At 45.8% G+C, this 14,698-nt stretch carries 15 protein-coding genes; 7 read left to right on the top strand and 8 right to left on the bottom strand.

All coding sequences use genetic code 11. From position 1 onward, the window contains the following. Together CLV82_RS10975 and uvrA are read right to left on the bottom strand one after the other, a co-directional pair. Positions 1 to 1,341: a hypothetical protein gene (locus CLV82_RS10975; protein ID WP_133644342.1), complete on the bottom strand. Its 1,341-nt coding sequence runs from the start codon at positions 1,339 to 1,341 to the stop codon at positions 1 to 3. 134 nt (positions 1,342 to 1,475) lie between these two features. Next, positions 1,476 to 4,256, bottom strand: coding sequence for an excinuclease ABC subunit UvrA (gene uvrA / locus CLV82_RS10970; protein WP_133644341.1), 2,781 nt, complete (start codon positions 4,254 to 4,256; stop codon positions 1,476 to 1,478). Positions 4,257 to 4,503: 247 nt separating this feature from the next. On the opposite strand from uvrA, the gene CLV82_RS10965 reads away from it, so the two are divergent. From CLV82_RS10965 to CLV82_RS14745, 4 genes are all read left to right on the top strand, one after another. After that, the gene (locus CLV82_RS10965) at positions 4,504 to 5,085 is read left to right on the top strand and encodes an RNA polymerase sigma factor (RefSeq protein ID WP_133644340.1); all 582 of its coding nucleotides are present in this window, start codon (positions 4,504 to 4,506) and stop codon (positions 5,083 to 5,085) included. A gap of 73 nt (positions 5,086 to 5,158) precedes the next feature. Further along, positions 5,159 to 5,302: a hypothetical protein gene (locus tag CLV82_RS14750; RefSeq protein WP_166636708.1), complete on the top strand. Its 144-nt coding sequence runs from the start codon at positions 5,159 to 5,161 to the stop codon at positions 5,300 to 5,302. Positions 5,303 to 5,628: 326 nt separating this feature from the next. Beyond that, entirely contained in the window at positions 5,629 to 6,213 is a 585-nt protein-coding gene (locus CLV82_RS10960; protein ID WP_133644339.1) for an RNA polymerase sigma factor, read from the top strand. A 68-nt stretch (positions 6,214 to 6,281) separates the two neighbouring features. Beyond that, positions 6,282 to 6,425 carry a hypothetical protein gene (locus CLV82_RS14745; protein WP_166636707.1) on the top strand — a complete coding sequence of 48 codons (144 nt, stop codon included), beginning with the start codon at positions 6,282 to 6,284 and terminating at the stop codon, positions 6,423 to 6,425. A gap of 17 nt (positions 6,426 to 6,442) precedes the next feature. On the opposite strand, the gene nth is transcribed toward CLV82_RS14745, so the two are convergent. Beyond that, complete coding sequence (gene nth / locus CLV82_RS10955; RefSeq protein WP_133644338.1) at positions 6,443 to 7,108, bottom strand: endonuclease III; 666 nt, start codon at positions 7,106 to 7,108, stop codon at positions 6,443 to 6,445. A 52-nt stretch (positions 7,109 to 7,160) separates the two neighbouring features. On the opposite strand from nth, the gene bcp reads away from it, so the two are divergent. Further along, positions 7,161 to 7,613 carry a thioredoxin-dependent thiol peroxidase gene (bcp, locus tag CLV82_RS10950; RefSeq protein ID WP_133644337.1) on the top strand — a complete coding sequence of 151 codons (453 nt, stop codon included), beginning with the start codon at positions 7,161 to 7,163 and terminating at the stop codon, positions 7,611 to 7,613. 42 nt (positions 7,614 to 7,655) lie between these two features. Here bcp and CLV82_RS10945 read toward each other — a convergent pair whose 3' ends face one another. Beyond that, a complete protein-coding gene (locus CLV82_RS10945) occupies positions 7,656 to 9,113 on the bottom strand; it encodes a TonB-dependent receptor (protein WP_133644336.1) in 1,458 nt (485 codons plus the stop codon). Positions 9,114 to 9,205: 92 nt separating this feature from the next. Here CLV82_RS10945 and CLV82_RS10940 point away from each other — a divergent pair, with 92 nt between their 5' ends. Together CLV82_RS10940 and CLV82_RS10935 are read left to right on the top strand one after the other, a co-directional pair. Further along, the gene (locus tag CLV82_RS10940) at positions 9,206 to 9,970 is read left to right on the top strand and encodes an MBL fold metallo-hydrolase (protein ID WP_133644335.1); all 765 of its coding nucleotides are present in this window, start codon (positions 9,206 to 9,208) and stop codon (positions 9,968 to 9,970) included. Positions 9,971 to 10,011: 41 nt separating this feature from the next. Then, entirely contained in the window at positions 10,012 to 10,509 is a 498-nt protein-coding gene (locus CLV82_RS10935; protein ID WP_133644334.1) for a hydrolase, read from the top strand. Here the strand turns inward: CLV82_RS10935 and CLV82_RS10930 are convergent. From CLV82_RS10930 to CLV82_RS10915, 4 genes are read right to left on the bottom strand one after another with little or no spacing between them, the layout of a single operon-like run. Continuing rightward, positions 10,506 to 11,171, bottom strand: a complete 666-nt coding sequence (locus tag CLV82_RS10930) for an alpha/beta hydrolase (protein WP_133644333.1) — start codon at positions 11,169 to 11,171, stop codon at positions 10,506 to 10,508. The two genes, CLV82_RS10935 and CLV82_RS10930, sit on opposite strands and share 4 nt — an antisense overlap. Before the next feature lies 1 nt (position 11,172). Beyond that, complete coding sequence (locus CLV82_RS10925; RefSeq protein ID WP_133644332.1) at positions 11,173 to 11,496, bottom strand: hypothetical protein; 324 nt, start codon at positions 11,494 to 11,496, stop codon at positions 11,173 to 11,175. Continuing rightward, on the bottom strand, positions 11,486 to 12,760 hold the full coding sequence (locus CLV82_RS10920) for a dihydroorotase (RefSeq protein ID WP_133644331.1): 1,275 nt from the start codon (positions 12,758 to 12,760) through the stop codon (positions 11,486 to 11,488). Before CLV82_RS10920 ends, CLV82_RS10925 begins: the two co-directional genes overlap by 11 nt. Further along, positions 12,757 to 14,673: a BatA domain-containing protein gene (locus tag CLV82_RS10915; protein WP_133644330.1), complete on the bottom strand. Its 1,917-nt coding sequence runs from the start codon at positions 14,671 to 14,673 to the stop codon at positions 12,757 to 12,759. Before CLV82_RS10915 ends, CLV82_RS10920 begins: the two co-directional genes overlap by 4 nt. Positions 14,674 to 14,698 lie beyond the last annotated feature (25 nt).

Here is a 14,698-nt window from a genome sequence, read left to right as displayed (position 1 = left end):
TTATTGTTGCGGAGCTCTTGAACTGCGACTCCTTGTATTCATTTTGCCTCGGCTCTGGTTACTCCTGGAAGAGACCTTTGCCGGCGAACTTTTTCTTTGGCCTTTACTGTAAGTACTCCTTGCCGGTGATGAACTCCTTTGTGGAGATCGGGTTACCGTTCTTTCTGAACGCGTAACGCTTTTTACCTGGCGGCCATTATCAGAAGACGATCTCCTGGTATCGGTCTTCCTGGTCACATTTCTTTCCGGGGCAGAAGAACGTTTACGGATAACGTCTTTTCGTGAAGCCGGTTTTACGGACCTGGACTGTGGCTGGGCAACACTTCTTCTTTCCGGGGATCTTCGCTCCACCTTAGAAGACCTGCCTGCATCTGTAGTTTTCCTGACCCTGGAATTCTGATCGTTTGATCTGCGGCTGATCCCTGAAGACCTGCTAACCTCAGATGACCTCCTGACCCGTGAATTCTGGTCATTCGATTTACGGTTGATATCTGAAGACCTTCTCTGGGTTCCTACCCTGGAGTTCTGGTCGTAATTTCCGCGGGAAATCCCTGTAGATCTCCTCGAGTCCCTGCTGTCACGGTTTGTCACCTTACCACGCCTGTCATTGTCATAGCGCTCCCTGGTATAGCTCCTGTTATCCCGGACACTTACACGCCTGTCATTTCTGTAGACGCTCTCCCTTTTACGGGATGGCTTGTATTTATACTGCTGACCGATCCTTGCGTATGCGTGTCTCCTGTTATACTGGTAAGGCCTGTAATACGTATATCGTACTGGCTCATAATACCTCCTGTAAGGCCTGTTATATACCAGGCAGAATCCTACTGCAGGTCGGGCAAAGTAGGCATGCCATGGCCTGTATACGTAATGCCTGTTATAAATGTTGATAAATCCGGAGGTGTGGGTGTAAAAACCACGGTTGTTATAGTAGACATTCAGCCCTCCGATTCTTCGCACACGTCCATTATTATAACGGATTCTTACATCGCCGATCTGGCTCACGCGTCCGTAGTAATCATAATAGATAGGAACGTTCTCTACCTGGATCACGGCACCATAATCGTCATATTGTACAAATGGATCGTAATTGTACCCGGAGTTGAAGGTTACCTGGGTGCGTCCGAAATTGACATTGGCACCAAAGTTCACCCGGTCGTCTATAAAGAAGTCGAACTCTCCATCGGGATAGACAGAAAATGTAATACCATTTTCAACAAAGATAAAGGAGTTGTCATATCGGACGGCCCTGTCTAAAGCCAACCCGTCTTTTGTAGTTTCCGCCCGGGCACCAAAGGTCCCCATGACGATCGCTGTCAGGATAAGGATTACATTTTTCATACGATCTGGTATTAAGTTCAAGGATGCAACTATTTACATCCGTCCATGTATTACCAAACAGCGTGCCAAAAATATAACTTTCTGATTTTCAGCTAATTACTATAATTCCGTTGAACGATAAATAGCAGAAGTGATCAGCCGAGTTTTTCCTTCAGGTATTTTCCGGTTACAGAACCCGGGTTTTTTGCAACTTCTTCAGGGGTGCCGGCAGCAACAAGGTGCCCCCCTTTATTACCCCCTTCGGGTCCAAGGTCTATAAGGTAATCGGCACATTTTATCAGTTCTATATTGTGTTCAATTACCACGATAGAATGGCCTTTACCCAGAAGGGCATCAAAAGATTTAAGTAGTTTCTTGATGTCGTGGAAGTGTAATCCCGTAGTAGGTTCATCAAATATAAAGAGTGATTTTTCCCGAGTTCCCCCCTTAACCAGGAAGGATGCCAGTTTGATCCGCTGGGCTTCCCCGCCGGAAAGGGTAGAGGAGGACTGCCCGAGGGTAACGTATCCCAGTCCTACATCCTGCAAAGGTTTCAGTTTGGTGACGATCTTCTTCTCCTCGTGTTTCCCGAAGAATTCGATCGCATCATCAATGGTCATATTAAGCACATCGTCAATATTGGCATCGTGAAACCTCACTTCCAGGACTTCCTTTTTAAATCGCTTGCCATGGCAGGCGTCACATTCCAGGTGTACATCGGCCATAAATTGCATCTCTACGGTAATCTCTCCTTCCCCTTTGCATTTTTCACAACGCCCACCATCAACGTTAAAGGAAAAATGTTTGGTCTGGTAGCCCCGGATCTTACTCAGCTGCTGAGAGGCATAAAGCGCACGGATATCGTCATAGGCCTTGATATAAGTGACGGGGTTAGATCTCGAGGATCGCCCAATGGGGTTCTGGTCTACGAATTCTACATTTTTAAGAGTGCTGAAATTACCACTTGCATCCGTGAATTGCCCGGCTTTTTCCCCGTAACCCCCGATCTCTTTCAGTACGATGGGGTACAGCAGTTTTTTTACCAGGGTACTTTTACCGCTACCCGATACCCCGGTGACCACTGTAAGTACGTTTAACGGGAAGGTGACATCTATATTCTTAAGGTTGTGCTCCCTTGCACCCCTGATCTCTATCTTATTCTTAAAACTCCTTCTTTTCTGAGGAACTGCTATTTCCAGTTTACCGTTAAGGTACCCGGCCGTAAGAGATTCGGATTCCAATACTTCTTCCAGTGTCCCGTGGGCAACCACTTCTCCGCCGTGAGTTCCGGCATAGGGGCCTATATCTATAACTTCGTCCGCAGCTTTCATAATATCCTCATCGTGTTCTACCACGATGACCGTATTACCAAGGTCCCGTAAAGAGATCAGTACTTCAATAAGATTTTCGGTGTCCTTAGGGTGCAGACCTATACTGGGTTCATCCAGGATATACATAGAGCCAACCAGGCTGCTGCCGAGCGAAGTCGCGAGGTTGATACGCTGGCTTTCCCCTCCCGACAGGGTATTTGATTTCCTGTTTAGGGTCAGGTAGCTGAGGCCCACTTTACTCAGAAAACCCAGCCTTGTATTGATCTCCATCAGCAACCGCTTTGCGATCTGCTGTTCGTGTTCCTCCAGCTGTAATTGCTTAAAGAAACCGCTTAATTCGTCAATGGGTAAACTTACCAGGTCTGATATCGCTTTCCCGGCGATTTTCACGTAGTTCGCCTCTTTTCTCAATCTTTTACCCTGGCAAACACTGCATTTGGTTTTTCCCCGGTATCGCGACAACATCACCCGGTTCTGTATCTTATAGCTTTTTTCTTCTAACTGCCCGAAAAAAGCATGTAACCCGGTGAAGTACGAATTGCCATTCCACACCAGCTCTTTCTGCTGTTCTGTAAGTTCAAACCAGGGTTTATGAATAGGAAAATCAAATTTGTAGGCATTGTTGACCAGTTGGTCCCGGTACCACGACATACTTTCTCCCCTCCAGGGAAAAACAGCATTCTCATATACGGAAAGTGCCGTATTGGGTATTACTAGGTCTTCGTCTATGCCTATAACGTCCCCGTAACCTTCACACTTAGGACATGCCCCGTATGGGTTGTTAAAGCTGAACAGGTGTACATTAGGCTCCAGGAATTGCATTCCATCCAGTTCAAACTTATTGCTGAAACTGGCCTGGTCTTCACCATCCAGTCGCTTGATAATAGCTTCACCCTTACCCTCGAAGAAGGCAGTGTCCACGGCATTTGCCAGGCGATTGTAGAAATCTTCATCGTCCTTGGTAATGATCCGGTCTACCACCAGGAAGAAATTCCTGCCCAGGTCTTCCGGCACCTCTTCTATGCGGATCACTTCACCGTTATATAGGATCCTCGCATATCCCTGTTTGGACAAGAACTGGACCGACTTGATCACATCCCTGTCGCCGGGAATCTCTACAGGAGCCAGCAGTAGTAACTTGGTCCCTTCTTCAAAAGAACGCACGTAATCTACCACATCAGATACGGTATGTTTCTTTACCTCTTTCCCTGAAACAGGGGAGAAAGTCTTGCCGATACGTGCATATAGTAATTTCAGGTAATCATATATCTCCGTGGTAGTCCCTACGGTTGAGCGTGGATTTGTAGCATTCACCTTCTGCTCAATGGCGATGGCAGGTGCGATACCTTTAATATAGTCCACCTTGGGTTTATCGAGCTTCCCCAGGAACTGCCTTGCATAAGAAGAAAGACTTTCCACGTACCTGCGCTGTCCTTCTGCGTACAGGGTATCAAAGGCCAGGCTGGATTTTCCCGAGCCGGAGAGACCGGTGATGACGACCAGCTTATTCCTTGGAATTACCACATCTATATTCTTTAGATTGTGGAGTTTGGCCCCCTTTATAATGATATTGTGCTTTGGATTAACTTCGGTAATGTCGGGCATAGGAATCGTTAAAGTTGCAAAGATACGATAGAAACAATTCAATAACCAGAGCCGGTGATATAAGGCAAAAAATGGCTGCAATCGGGACGTTTATTTTGGTGGCATAAAATTTTGTTTATATTTGATGCAGCAAACCACAAGAAGAAACGCCTATACGCGCAACATTACTTTTTTGATTTAATACTAAATAACCAACGTCCCGTATCCTTATACCGGGACCGGTATTTTAACCAAAAAAGTAAGCCGTATGGAAGTACAGATCGATGATTCGATATTAGTAAGAGACTACATTCAGGGAGACGAAAAAGCACTGGAGCTCCTTTTAAAAAAGCATAATCAACGTATTTTAAGTTTTATCTATTCCAAGGTCCGGGATCGCGACATTGCGGAGGATATTTTCCAGGACACCTTTATCAAAGTGATCAGGACCCTGAAGAAGGGTTCCTACAGCGAAGAGGGGAAGTTCTTGCCCTGGGTGATGCGTATTGCACATAATCTGATCATAGACCATTTCCGGAGAAACAAAAAAATGCCCAAATACCAGGGTAACAAAGAGTTCGATATATTCTCAATTCTCAGTGATGGTGAACTTAATGCCGAACGCCGGCTGATCAAGGAACAGATAGAGGCAGATATAACCGTTTTGGTGGATCAATTGCCTGAAGATCAGAAAGAAGTGCTTACAATGCGTATCTACAAGGACATGAGTTTTAAAGAAATCGCCGATATCACGGGAGTTAGCATCAATACCGCCCTGGGTAGAATGCGCTACGCGCTGATCAACATCCGTAAGATGGTGGAACAGAATAATATAGTTTTAACGAATTAATTGGTAGTAGAACGATAAAAACCAAGGTTTGCATACGCCGGTACGTTATCCTGATATATAACAAAACTATCGTATGAAACATTGCTACCCCCAACCCGTTCCTGCTTGTAGATTAGTTAAGGCCCGCCCGGAAACCATCAATTTCCTGTTGTCCTATTCGCGTTCATTACATGTGAGCAGGCATAAAGACCTGGTCTTTACGAACCACAAGAACTGATACCCGTTTATACCTTATATATATAAAGCCCTCCCTGAGGGCTTTTTTTGTTTCCCGGCTTAAGGCTCGCCTGCTTCATTTATTCCCGGGGGAGATGGTCCGGGACCCGGCCTAACTCTTAAAATTCCCTTTTAGTATACCTACAAATGATAATATTGCGTGTTTACATCAAAAAATCGTTGTTTGACAACATACTTTTTTCGCCGGGGGGGCAATATGGTACTTTTAAACTGTGATTAAGACAAAGAGTCACGGCAGCCTTTTAAAAGCGACCATCAACCTTTAATTAACATCCCAGGTTTCTGACCTCGAAAAAACAACGACACATGGCACAAGCAATTGATGATTCAGTATTAGTAAGAGATTATATCAGCGGAGACGAACATGCGCTGGAAATACTGATCCGCAGACACAACCAGAGAATCACGAGCTTTATCTACTCTAAGGTCATGGATCGTGACATCGCTGAGGATATCTTCCAGGATACTTTTATCAAAGTGATCAACACCTTGAAAAAAGGGAATTACAGCGAAGAAGGGAAATTTCTACCCTGGGTGATGAGGATAGCTCATAACCTGATCATCGACTTCTTCAGGAAAAACAAGCGGATGCCTAAGTTTGAAGGTAGTGACGATTTTAATATTTTCTCCGTGATCGGGGATGAGGATCTCAATGCCGAAGGGATGATCATAAAAGAGCAGATAGATACCGACCTTGAACTCCTGATCGATGAGCTGCCCGAAGATCAGAAGGAGGTTTTGGTGATGCGCATTTACCGGGATATGAGTTTTAAAGAGATATCAGAAAACACCGGAGTAAGCATAAACACAGCCCTTGGACGTATGCGTTACGCCCTTATAAACCTGAGGAAGATCATTCAAAAACACAATATCGTACTGACCGATATGTAATACCAAAAATCTCTGAGCAATATTTCCATATTGGTTGCGTTATTAAAGCGTAACTATACTATAAGCACATGGAAAAAATTTACTCCGAGGAAAAAAATCTTTGCAGGCTGGCGAAGGCCCGCCCAGAGACCATACGTTTTTTACTGGATTACTCCAGGTCGTTAAAGATCCTAGCTTATCAGGGTTTTAAATTCGAGGCCAATATCAACTAGAAAATTTCAGAGACCCGTTAAAAGCGGGTCTTTTTCTTTTTGTTATACTCGTCAATTACCTTCCTTCTTCCAATTGTTCTCGTTATAGGATCATTTTCCAGGTTCCAGCCACGCGCCTGGCAATACTCTCTTCCATACCAAATTATCTGCAGGTGCAGCTCGTTCCACAGTTCCTCCGGGAAAAGTCTTTTGGCATCTTTTTCGGTCTGAACCACGTTTTTGCCATTAGAAAATCCCCAGCGATACATTAACCTGTGAATGTGTGTATCCACGGGGAATGCGGGGATTCCGAAGGCTTGCGAAACCACTACGCTGGCGGTTTTATGACCAACACCGGGAAGGGTTTCCAGTAATTCCAGCTCCTGGGGTACTTTTCCATCAAACTTCTCTATAAGAATTTCTGACAACCTGTGAATTGCTTTTGCCTTGGTGGGAGAAAGTCCGACAGGTTTTATGATCTCCCTGATCTCGTCTACCTCTAAGGTGACCATTTTATAAGGGTTGTCAGCTCTTTGGAAAAGGATAGGGGTAACCTGGTTAACACGGATATCGGTGCTTTGGGCAGACAGGAGTACGGCAATGAGTAGGGTATATGGGTCCTTGTGATCCAGGGGGACTGGAATTTCGGGATAAATTTCCCGGAGTGTCTCTATTACAAAGGCAACTTTTTCGGACTTGGTCATTTTCGTATTTTTATGGCTGAATTGCAAAAACGCGAAGTTAAAAAAAGAAACTATGAAAAGATTAGAAGTAGGGGACAAGGTCCCGGAATTCAGTTCTAAGGACCAGGATGGAAACACGGTAAAGCTCTCCGATTACAAGGGTCAGAAGCTTATCGTCTTTTTTTACCCCAGGGCTAACACTCCCGGGTGTACAGCGGAAGCCTGTGATCTGAGAGATCACTACCAGGAGTTTAAAGACCAGGGATACGCCCTGTTAGGAGTAAGCGAAGACACCGAAAAAAAACAAGCCAACTTTAAGGAAAAATTCGACCTCCCGTTTCCTTTACTAGCCGATACAGATCATACGGTCCTGGAAACCTTCGGGGTCTGGGGAGAAAAGAAATTTATGGGCAAGGTCTATGACGGGATCCACAGAACTACTTTTGTGATAGATGAAGAAGGAAGAGTTGAAAGGGTTATAGACAAGGTGAAAACCAAGGCTCACGCGGCCCAGTTACTCCACTAAAAAAAAGCCCCGCGATAGCGGGGCTTTCATATGTTAATCAGGTCAGACCTGCTCTTTCTTTTTAACAAGCTCCCTGGTAAACAGTTTCTTGGATTTGATGATCTCTGCAATACCTTCAGGCAGCATTTCTTCCCAACCATCCTGTCCGCTGATGATCTTTTTAAGAACATCCCTGGAGAAGATATGCATGATCTCCGGGTCGTAATCAATGATATCCATAACCTTCCCATTGTACTTAAAGAACTTATAAAGCTCTTTCATACGAGGGTGGACCTTGATGTTGTTACTGGTCATGATCTGCCCGGTGTCAGGATTTTTCATGGGGTAGAGGTACACCTTGAGGTCTTTAAAGAATAATTTTCCAAACGCCTCCAGGATACCCCCACTGAGGTGCCTGTAATATTTTTCATCAAAGATGTCGATCAGGTTGTTTACACCCATGGTAAGCCCGATCCGTGATTTCGTATAATTGCTGAAATACTCCACCAGTTTGTAGTATTCCTGGAATTTTGAGATCATTACGCTATGGCCCAGCGAGCACAGTAATTCTGCCCGGTCCATAAAGTCGCGCTCATCGATCTCTCCCGAGGCTTTAAGGTTAGACAGGGTGATCTCGAAGATCACAATAGTATTATCTTCCTCAACGGTCTGTTCCCGTATGAAAATATCATAGGATTTCTGGAACATGTCCATGTTCACTTTGGTCACCGGTCTGAAAGAACCGCGCAATGCAAGGATGTTCTTTTTGTAAAGTACAGCGGCAGGCAACAGGTTATTACCGTCAGGCCCGAACATTACAGCGTCTGTCATATCATTCCTGATCAGCTGCAGGCTCATCAGGCGGTTATCCACACCTTTAAAACTAGGACCCGAAAAGTTGACCATATCAATTTCCAGTGTATCCTTGTCTATGTGGTCGTATAGATATTTCAGAAGTTTACGAGGTTTGTGGTACTTGTAGAAAGCCCCGTAGATCAGGTTGACCCCGACAATACCGAGAGTCTCCTGTTGCAGCCTGGCCTCGTTCTGTTTAAAACGGATGTGCAGGATGATCTCATCAAATTCTTTCTGTTTTGGATCCAGCTGGAAACGGATTCCTACCCAGCCGTGCCCTTTATATCGCTTGGAAAAGTCGATCGTGGCCACAGTATTTGCGTAAGTGAAGAAAAGCCTGTCAGGGTGTTCTTCCCGGCTGATCCGCTCTTCCATCAGCTGCATTTCATGGGACAGCATGTGCTTCAGGCGTTCCTGGGTCACATACCTGCCATCTTTCTCCACCCCGTAGATGGCATCACTGAATGCTTTGTCGTAGGCACTCATAGCCTTGGCTATCGTACCTGATGCACCCCCTGACCTAAAGAAATGCCTGGCGGTTTCCTGGCCAGCGCCTATCTCGGCAAAGGTACCATAGATATCGGGGTTCAGGTTTATTCTCAGCGTCTTCGCCTTTATAGAGGGAATGTTTTCGAACGCGTCATCTTTCTTGAGGACAGATGCCATTATATATACTGGTTTACGGTAAACAAAGTTAAAAAGAATCGCCTATCTAGATAAATAAATTAGCTGTAATTTTGGAATAAATAGACAAGGGGTTGAAAATAACATTTTTGGGAACAGGAACATCTCAGGGCATCCCGGTAATAGGGAGTAACCACCCGGTATGTCTCAGTGATGATCCTAAGGATAAAAGATTGAGAGTTTCTGTGTTGGTCAGTTGGGACCGGCAGCACTACGTGATCGATTGCGGACCTGATTTCAGGCAGCAGATGCTCCGGAACCCGGTAGACCGTTTAAACGGGATTCTTTTTACGCATGAACATGCGGACCACACTGCCGGGATCGATGATATCCGGCCGTTTTTTTTCAGGCAGGGCGATATCCCTATTTATGCCCATCGCCGGGTAATCAGTTCTCTTGAGAAACGTTTTGATTATATATTTGTACAGGACGATCGCTACCCGGGTGCCCCGGCTGTAAAAGTGAACGAAGTAAAAGCGGATGAACCTTTTTTACTCAGGGATACAAAAGTTGTCCCCATCCAGGCGTATCATAACAGGTTGCAGGTGTTCGGTTACAGGATAAAAGACTTCGTTTACCTGACTGATGTAAAAACCATAGAAGATAAAGAAATAGAAAAGATAAAAGGATGTAAACTTTTGGCAGTCAACGCATTAAGGAAAGAGCCTCACCATTCTCACTTTAACCTGGATGAAGCGCTGGAATTTATCGAAAAGGTGAACCCGGAGCGCGCCTACCTGACTCATATCAGTCACCATATGGGTTTCCACGAAGAGGTGGAAAAAGAACTGCCAGCAAATGTCCGGATCGCCTATGATACCCTCACCCTCGAGATATAACCCAAGAACAATTAAATCAATCTGAACACTTATTTGACCTTATGAAACAGCGGATCTTTTTGTATTTATTTATTTTTTCCTCTTTGATCGCCTTATATTTCTATGCCAGTGGCAGCAACCAGGTGGGAAGTATGCGAGAGCGGGTAGATTCCCTAAAGGAAGAAACGAAAACCCTGAAAGACAGCTTAAAATCCACTAAACTGCAGTTAATGGACATGCAGTATTTCTCCCTGGAGAATAATGATGATGCAATGGTTTATTACGATGACCTGGACCTGGAGAACCCGGCCCGGTATATTGCGGACAAATTACTCGAGACCAATGAACAGAAGGGGGATAATCCTTTGGTTCCTTATGAAGGAATGGAAAGTGATTTCAAGATCAACAAGATCAAGGTCCTGAACCATAAATGGATCATCGCCGATTTTTCTGATGGAAAATTCTGGGGAGAGATCCTGATCCGATACGAGTTAAAGGATGATCTTGGGGTCGATTTCACCTTGATCGATCACTTACTTTACAGGCAAAGCAATTATTAGACCCCTGAGTGATCGCTCAGCCATTGGCTGAATGACCTGAAATTGGCAGGGGATACTCCGTGGCCTACAGGAAATTCTTCATACGTGTGATCAATTCCCATCTCTTCCAATAATTCCGATGATTTCTGGGCCCATTCCGGGGGTATGACCATGTCCATTTGACCGTGGCTCACGTATAACCGGAGGTGAGAGTGATCTTTCTGATCGTACCCTTCCGCTAAAACGGATTCGTCTATGTACCCGCTTAAAGCCACCACGTTTCTGACCTTTTCAGGGTATGAAAGGGCAACGGCATAGGAAAGGACCGCCCCCTGGCTGAATCCCAGCAGGTTTACATTCTTTTCGTCCAGATGATAGGTTTCACAGGCCTCATCCATAAATCTCACGATCAGCTCTCTAGAAGCTTTTGCCTGTTCATGGTCACTCCATTTACCCTTGCTTGCTTCAAAGTTAATGGCATACCATGCGTAACCAAAGGGTTGCAGGGTATAAGGAGCCCTGGCTGCGATTACGCAATAGAAGCTGGGCAGCTCCTCGGCAAATGAAAAGAGGTCTTCCTCATTACTGCCGTAGCCGTGGAACAGGAAAAGCACAGGGGCCTTACCTTCTGTAATATCGGACGGACGGATCAGGTGTTCTAACGAGAGTTGTGCAGTAGTCATATCAGGGTATAAATTTGAACCATTTTTGAAAATAAGTTCCTACCAGGGGAACCAGTTGTTCACGGTAACCGATCGCAGCTAAAAAACCATAGAACCAGAGGGTGATATAGGCGATATAGAGACCGTACCAGGCATACTGGTTAAACCATACGCTCAGGAACAGAGAAAAGCCTAGAAAACAAACGTGCAAACCGAATGCCTGCCGCGTGTGAAAACGTGCAAATGGGTGACGGGGCTCACTGTTCATACTCATGGCGATCAAAGAACCAACGATCGTAAAATAGGCGACGATTGCCGTGGTCCTTCCCGGTTTTTTATCTTCCATCTTTCTTTTTCTTTAATTCGGTCTTGCCGTTGGCAATTACACCGTAGACATATCCTTTCATTTTTTCGCCAAGGAACATGCTGTTCTTAGAAGCGGACAGTATCTGTTCTTCGCTGAAGGTAAATTCCCTGTCCGGGTCAAATAAAGTTAATTTCGCTTCTTCTCCTTCACTGATCTCTACCTTATCTATCCCGTAGCGATCCCTTCCCCTGGTAAGAAGCTCAATTGTGGTTTCCAGGCTGAACAATCTCTGCAGGCTTCCGAAGGCAGTTTCCAAACCAATAGTTCCGTAACCTGCCTGCTCAAATTCTACCCGCTTCTCCTCGATGTTCAGGGGAGAATGGTCTGTAGTCACCAGGTCTATAATCCCTTTTTCCACTGCCTTAACAAGTGAACGGGCATCGGAAGCAGTCCTTAAAGGAGGATTGGTCTTGTATTCACTGTCAAATTCTAGTAGCTTCTCGTCGGTAAATAAGAGGTTGTGTATAGGAACACTGCAGCTGACATCGAGTCCCTTCTTTTTGGCTTCCTGTACCAGTTGTACCGCCTGAGGTGTTGAGAGAGTTGGGATATGCAGTTTCCCCCCTGTGTATTCCAGGATATATAGATCCCTGGCCACCTGTAGCGCTTCTGCCAGTGCCGGAACCCCTTTAAGTCCCAGGCTGGTCGCAATTTTTCCTTCATTTGCTATACCGTTCCCGGCGATCTGGTTATCCCTCGGAAAAGAATGGACCAGGCCGTCAAAATTGCGGGCATAGAGAAGAGCAATTTTAAGCAGGTTGCTGTTGCTGATCGCTTGCTTGTAATCGTAGAACCCAACTGCCCCGGAATTTCTCATGTCAAATAATTCCGCCAGGTCAGATCCTTGTCCTTTTACGGTGAGGGTGCCCAGGGGATGCAGTGCTGTCGCCCTTCCTTTTGCCTGGTTCCTGAGGAATACGATATCGGAGCTGCTGTCGGGCACCGGCATGGTATTTGGGTTGAGGACTACGTCTGTAAACCCGCTTTTACCTGCTGTTCTCAGCCCGTTATCTATGGTTTCCCGCTCTTCATAGCCTGGTTCCCCGAAACTTACACTGCTGTCAAACCAACCTGCCGAAACATGGAGGTTTTTAAAATCGATAAGTTTTACAGATTTATCCGCTTCGATCGATGCAGCGATCTGTGCGATTTTTCCATTCCTGATCAGGATATCACGCTTTTTCAGGTGTAGCTGGGAATTAGAGGGCGCGATAATCTTCGCGGATTTCAGAAGTAGATTCATGGAATGAATTTTTGGATGAGAATCTCAGCGAGCAAAAACAGCAGTGCTAAAATAACAAACCATTTCCAAAGCTCGGTGACATGACCCGCTTTTTCAAGTGAAACAAAATAGGAGCGGATACTGTCGGTTATTTCGTGATCTCCCAGTGTTCCCGGGTCAATGAATGTCTGCGAATTCTCTGTCCTTTGGTAGTTAAAGGACAGCTGTCCTAGTAAACTATCCCCGCTTCTCAGCTGGTAGTTCCCGGCATGCTCCGGTTGGTCATTAAAATACAACCTGGTCTGTTTGGCAAAGGATTGTTGCAGGGGAATGAACTCCTCATTCCCCAAAGCGAGTTTTACGATCTGGTCTTTGGAGAACGAAACAGGGATATCCACTTCGGAAGCTCTCCCGATTGTGTAGTACAATTCCGGTTCGGCCAGGCTCTTTTTCCCCATGGAGTAAAAGACCGGGACTATAAGGGGGGAGCGCTGAAAACTGGAATGGTCCAGGTCTAATGGAGCGGTAAAGAGGTAGACCCTGTCACTGCCCAGAAGAAATGGCTGGTCTCCCTGTAACCCCAGGACCTCCGGTTTCCGGGAATTGACCCGGTAAAATGAGTTTACCTGTGGGTATTGGAAATTCGTGATCTCTCTTTCAAACAGGTTGAGCAGTAAGGGGTGCCCGAATTGTATGGTTGTAATTTCGCGTGAATCTTCAATTTTTCCAGTGATCTCCGTATTTGCCAGGCTCTTCGTAAGTTCGTTATAGGAGTTCAGGTCGGCGACACCTGAAGGGATCACCAGTACACTGCCGCCACTTTTATGGAAAGAAGAAATGCTGTTGCCCAGGGCCCTGCTCAGTTCCGGTAATTGGTTTAAAATTACGAGATTCTGATCCGGGATATCGCCAAAGTTCAATTCACGGGCAGAACGTATGGTCAGATCAAATTCGTCCCCGGTATAGATACGTGAGAGGTAGCCTGTCGGCTGGTCGCCAATTACCATTACCTTGATACGCCGGTTGTCATTGATCGTAAAATAGATATCATTGTCAAAAAGCAATTCGGTGTCATCGATGACCACCCGACCCTTAACCGATTTTCCGGCTGACAGGCTGAAAGGCACACTGGCCTTCCTGCTATTGTTGAATGCTGCGGCCGTTTTAGCAATAAGGGTATCCCCATTGAACAAGGACACCGGAATGGTCTCGATAGGTTCGGAGCTGCTTAAAATGGCCGTAAGCTGCGGACTGCCCGGGATAGAAGAATCGAGGTAAACCGAATCTACAGCGATATTCTTTCCCTGGGAACGCCTGGCGGGTACCAGGTGCAGGCTGATACCTTCGGTTTCCATGGGTTCTCCTGACATCCTGGCCTGGAAATCAGAAATAACGAGCAGGTTTTTTTCTGATCCTTCGTCGTTGAAAAGAGAGCGGGCCTTGAGCAGCACCTGGGCCAGGGTTAGCTGTTCCTGGGTATATCCCATGGCCAGGAGATTATTGCTCAGGTCCTTGGAGGTCATCTCCCGGAACAGCTCAGTATTGGAGAAAACCGTGATTTCCATATCCCGGGGGATTGAGGCCAGTAGTTGTTGTACCGCAGATTCGAGCAGGCTTCCCTGATCGTCTGTTGCCTGCATGCTGAATGAATTGTCGAGATAAACAACCGTTTCTTTTTTGCGTTGCGCCTCTGGATTAGTCAGGTAAGGACCCCTGAATGCCAGGACGAGGCATGCCAGCAACAGTAATCGGGAAGCCAGCAAGAGATATCTTTTCAGGGATTTACTGCGTCTCGATTCGGTGACCACCTCCCTGAGGAAACGCACATTGGTAAATGGGGTTTTCCTGAATCTACGAAGCTGAAAAAGGTGAACAATGAGGGGAATCAACAGCAGTAATAAAGCCCAAAGAAGTTCCGGATGTGTAAAGCTCATTCCCAATTTTGATTTGACAAATATA

The sequence above is a fragment of the Zeaxanthinibacter enoshimensis genome (genome assembly GCF_004362865.1).
GTDB classification, from domain to species: domain Bacteria; phylum Bacteroidota; class Bacteroidia; order Flavobacteriales; family Flavobacteriaceae; genus Zeaxanthinibacter; species Zeaxanthinibacter enoshimensis.
Note: the sequence above shows the minus strand (reverse complement) of the source record. Positions and strands in the feature narration are given on the sequence as shown.

Bases quoted from the DNA above. Each gene is read 5' to 3' on its own strand.
- CLV82_RS10975 (WP_133644342.1), bottom strand. From the start codon at position 1,341: ATGAAAAATGTAATCCTTATCCTGACAGCGATCGTCATGGGGACCTTT.
- CLV82_RS10935 (WP_133644334.1), top strand. From the start codon at position 10,012: ATGAAACAGCGGATCTTTTTGTATTTATTTATTTTTTCCTCTTTGATC.
- uvrA (WP_133644341.1), bottom strand. From the start codon at position 4,256: ATGCCCGACATTACCGAAGTTAATCCAAAGCACAATATCATTATAAAG.
- CLV82_RS10915 (WP_133644330.1), bottom strand. From the start codon at position 14,673: ATGAGCTTTACACATCCGGAACTTCTTTGGGCTTTATTACTGCTGTTG.
- CLV82_RS10930 (WP_133644333.1), bottom strand. From the start codon at position 11,171: ATGACTACTGCACAACTCTCGTTAGAACACCTGATCCGTCCGTCCGAT.
- CLV82_RS14750 (WP_166636708.1), top strand. From the start codon at position 5,159: ATGAAACATTGCTACCCCCAACCCGTTCCTGCTTGTAGATTAGTTAAG.
- nth (WP_133644338.1), bottom strand. From the start codon at position 7,108: ATGACCAAGTCCGAAAAAGTTGCCTTTGTAATAGAGACACTCCGGGAA.
- CLV82_RS10965 (WP_133644340.1), top strand. From the start codon at position 4,504: ATGGAAGTACAGATCGATGATTCGATATTAGTAAGAGACTACATTCAG.
- CLV82_RS14745 (WP_166636707.1), top strand. From the start codon at position 6,282: ATGGAAAAAATTTACTCCGAGGAAAAAAATCTTTGCAGGCTGGCGAAG.
- CLV82_RS10925 (WP_133644332.1), bottom strand. From the start codon at position 11,496: ATGGAAGATAAAAAACCGGGAAGGACCACGGCAATCGTCGCCTATTTT.
- CLV82_RS10945 (WP_133644336.1), bottom strand. From the start codon at position 9,113: ATGGCATCTGTCCTCAAGAAAGATGACGCGTTCGAAAACATTCCCTCT.
- CLV82_RS10920 (WP_133644331.1), bottom strand. From the start codon at position 12,760: ATGAATCTACTTCTGAAATCCGCGAAGATTATCGCGCCCTCTAATTCC.
- bcp (WP_133644337.1), top strand. From the start codon at position 7,161: ATGAAAAGATTAGAAGTAGGGGACAAGGTCCCGGAATTCAGTTCTAAG.
- CLV82_RS10960 (WP_133644339.1), top strand. From the start codon at position 5,629: ATGGCACAAGCAATTGATGATTCAGTATTAGTAAGAGATTATATCAGC.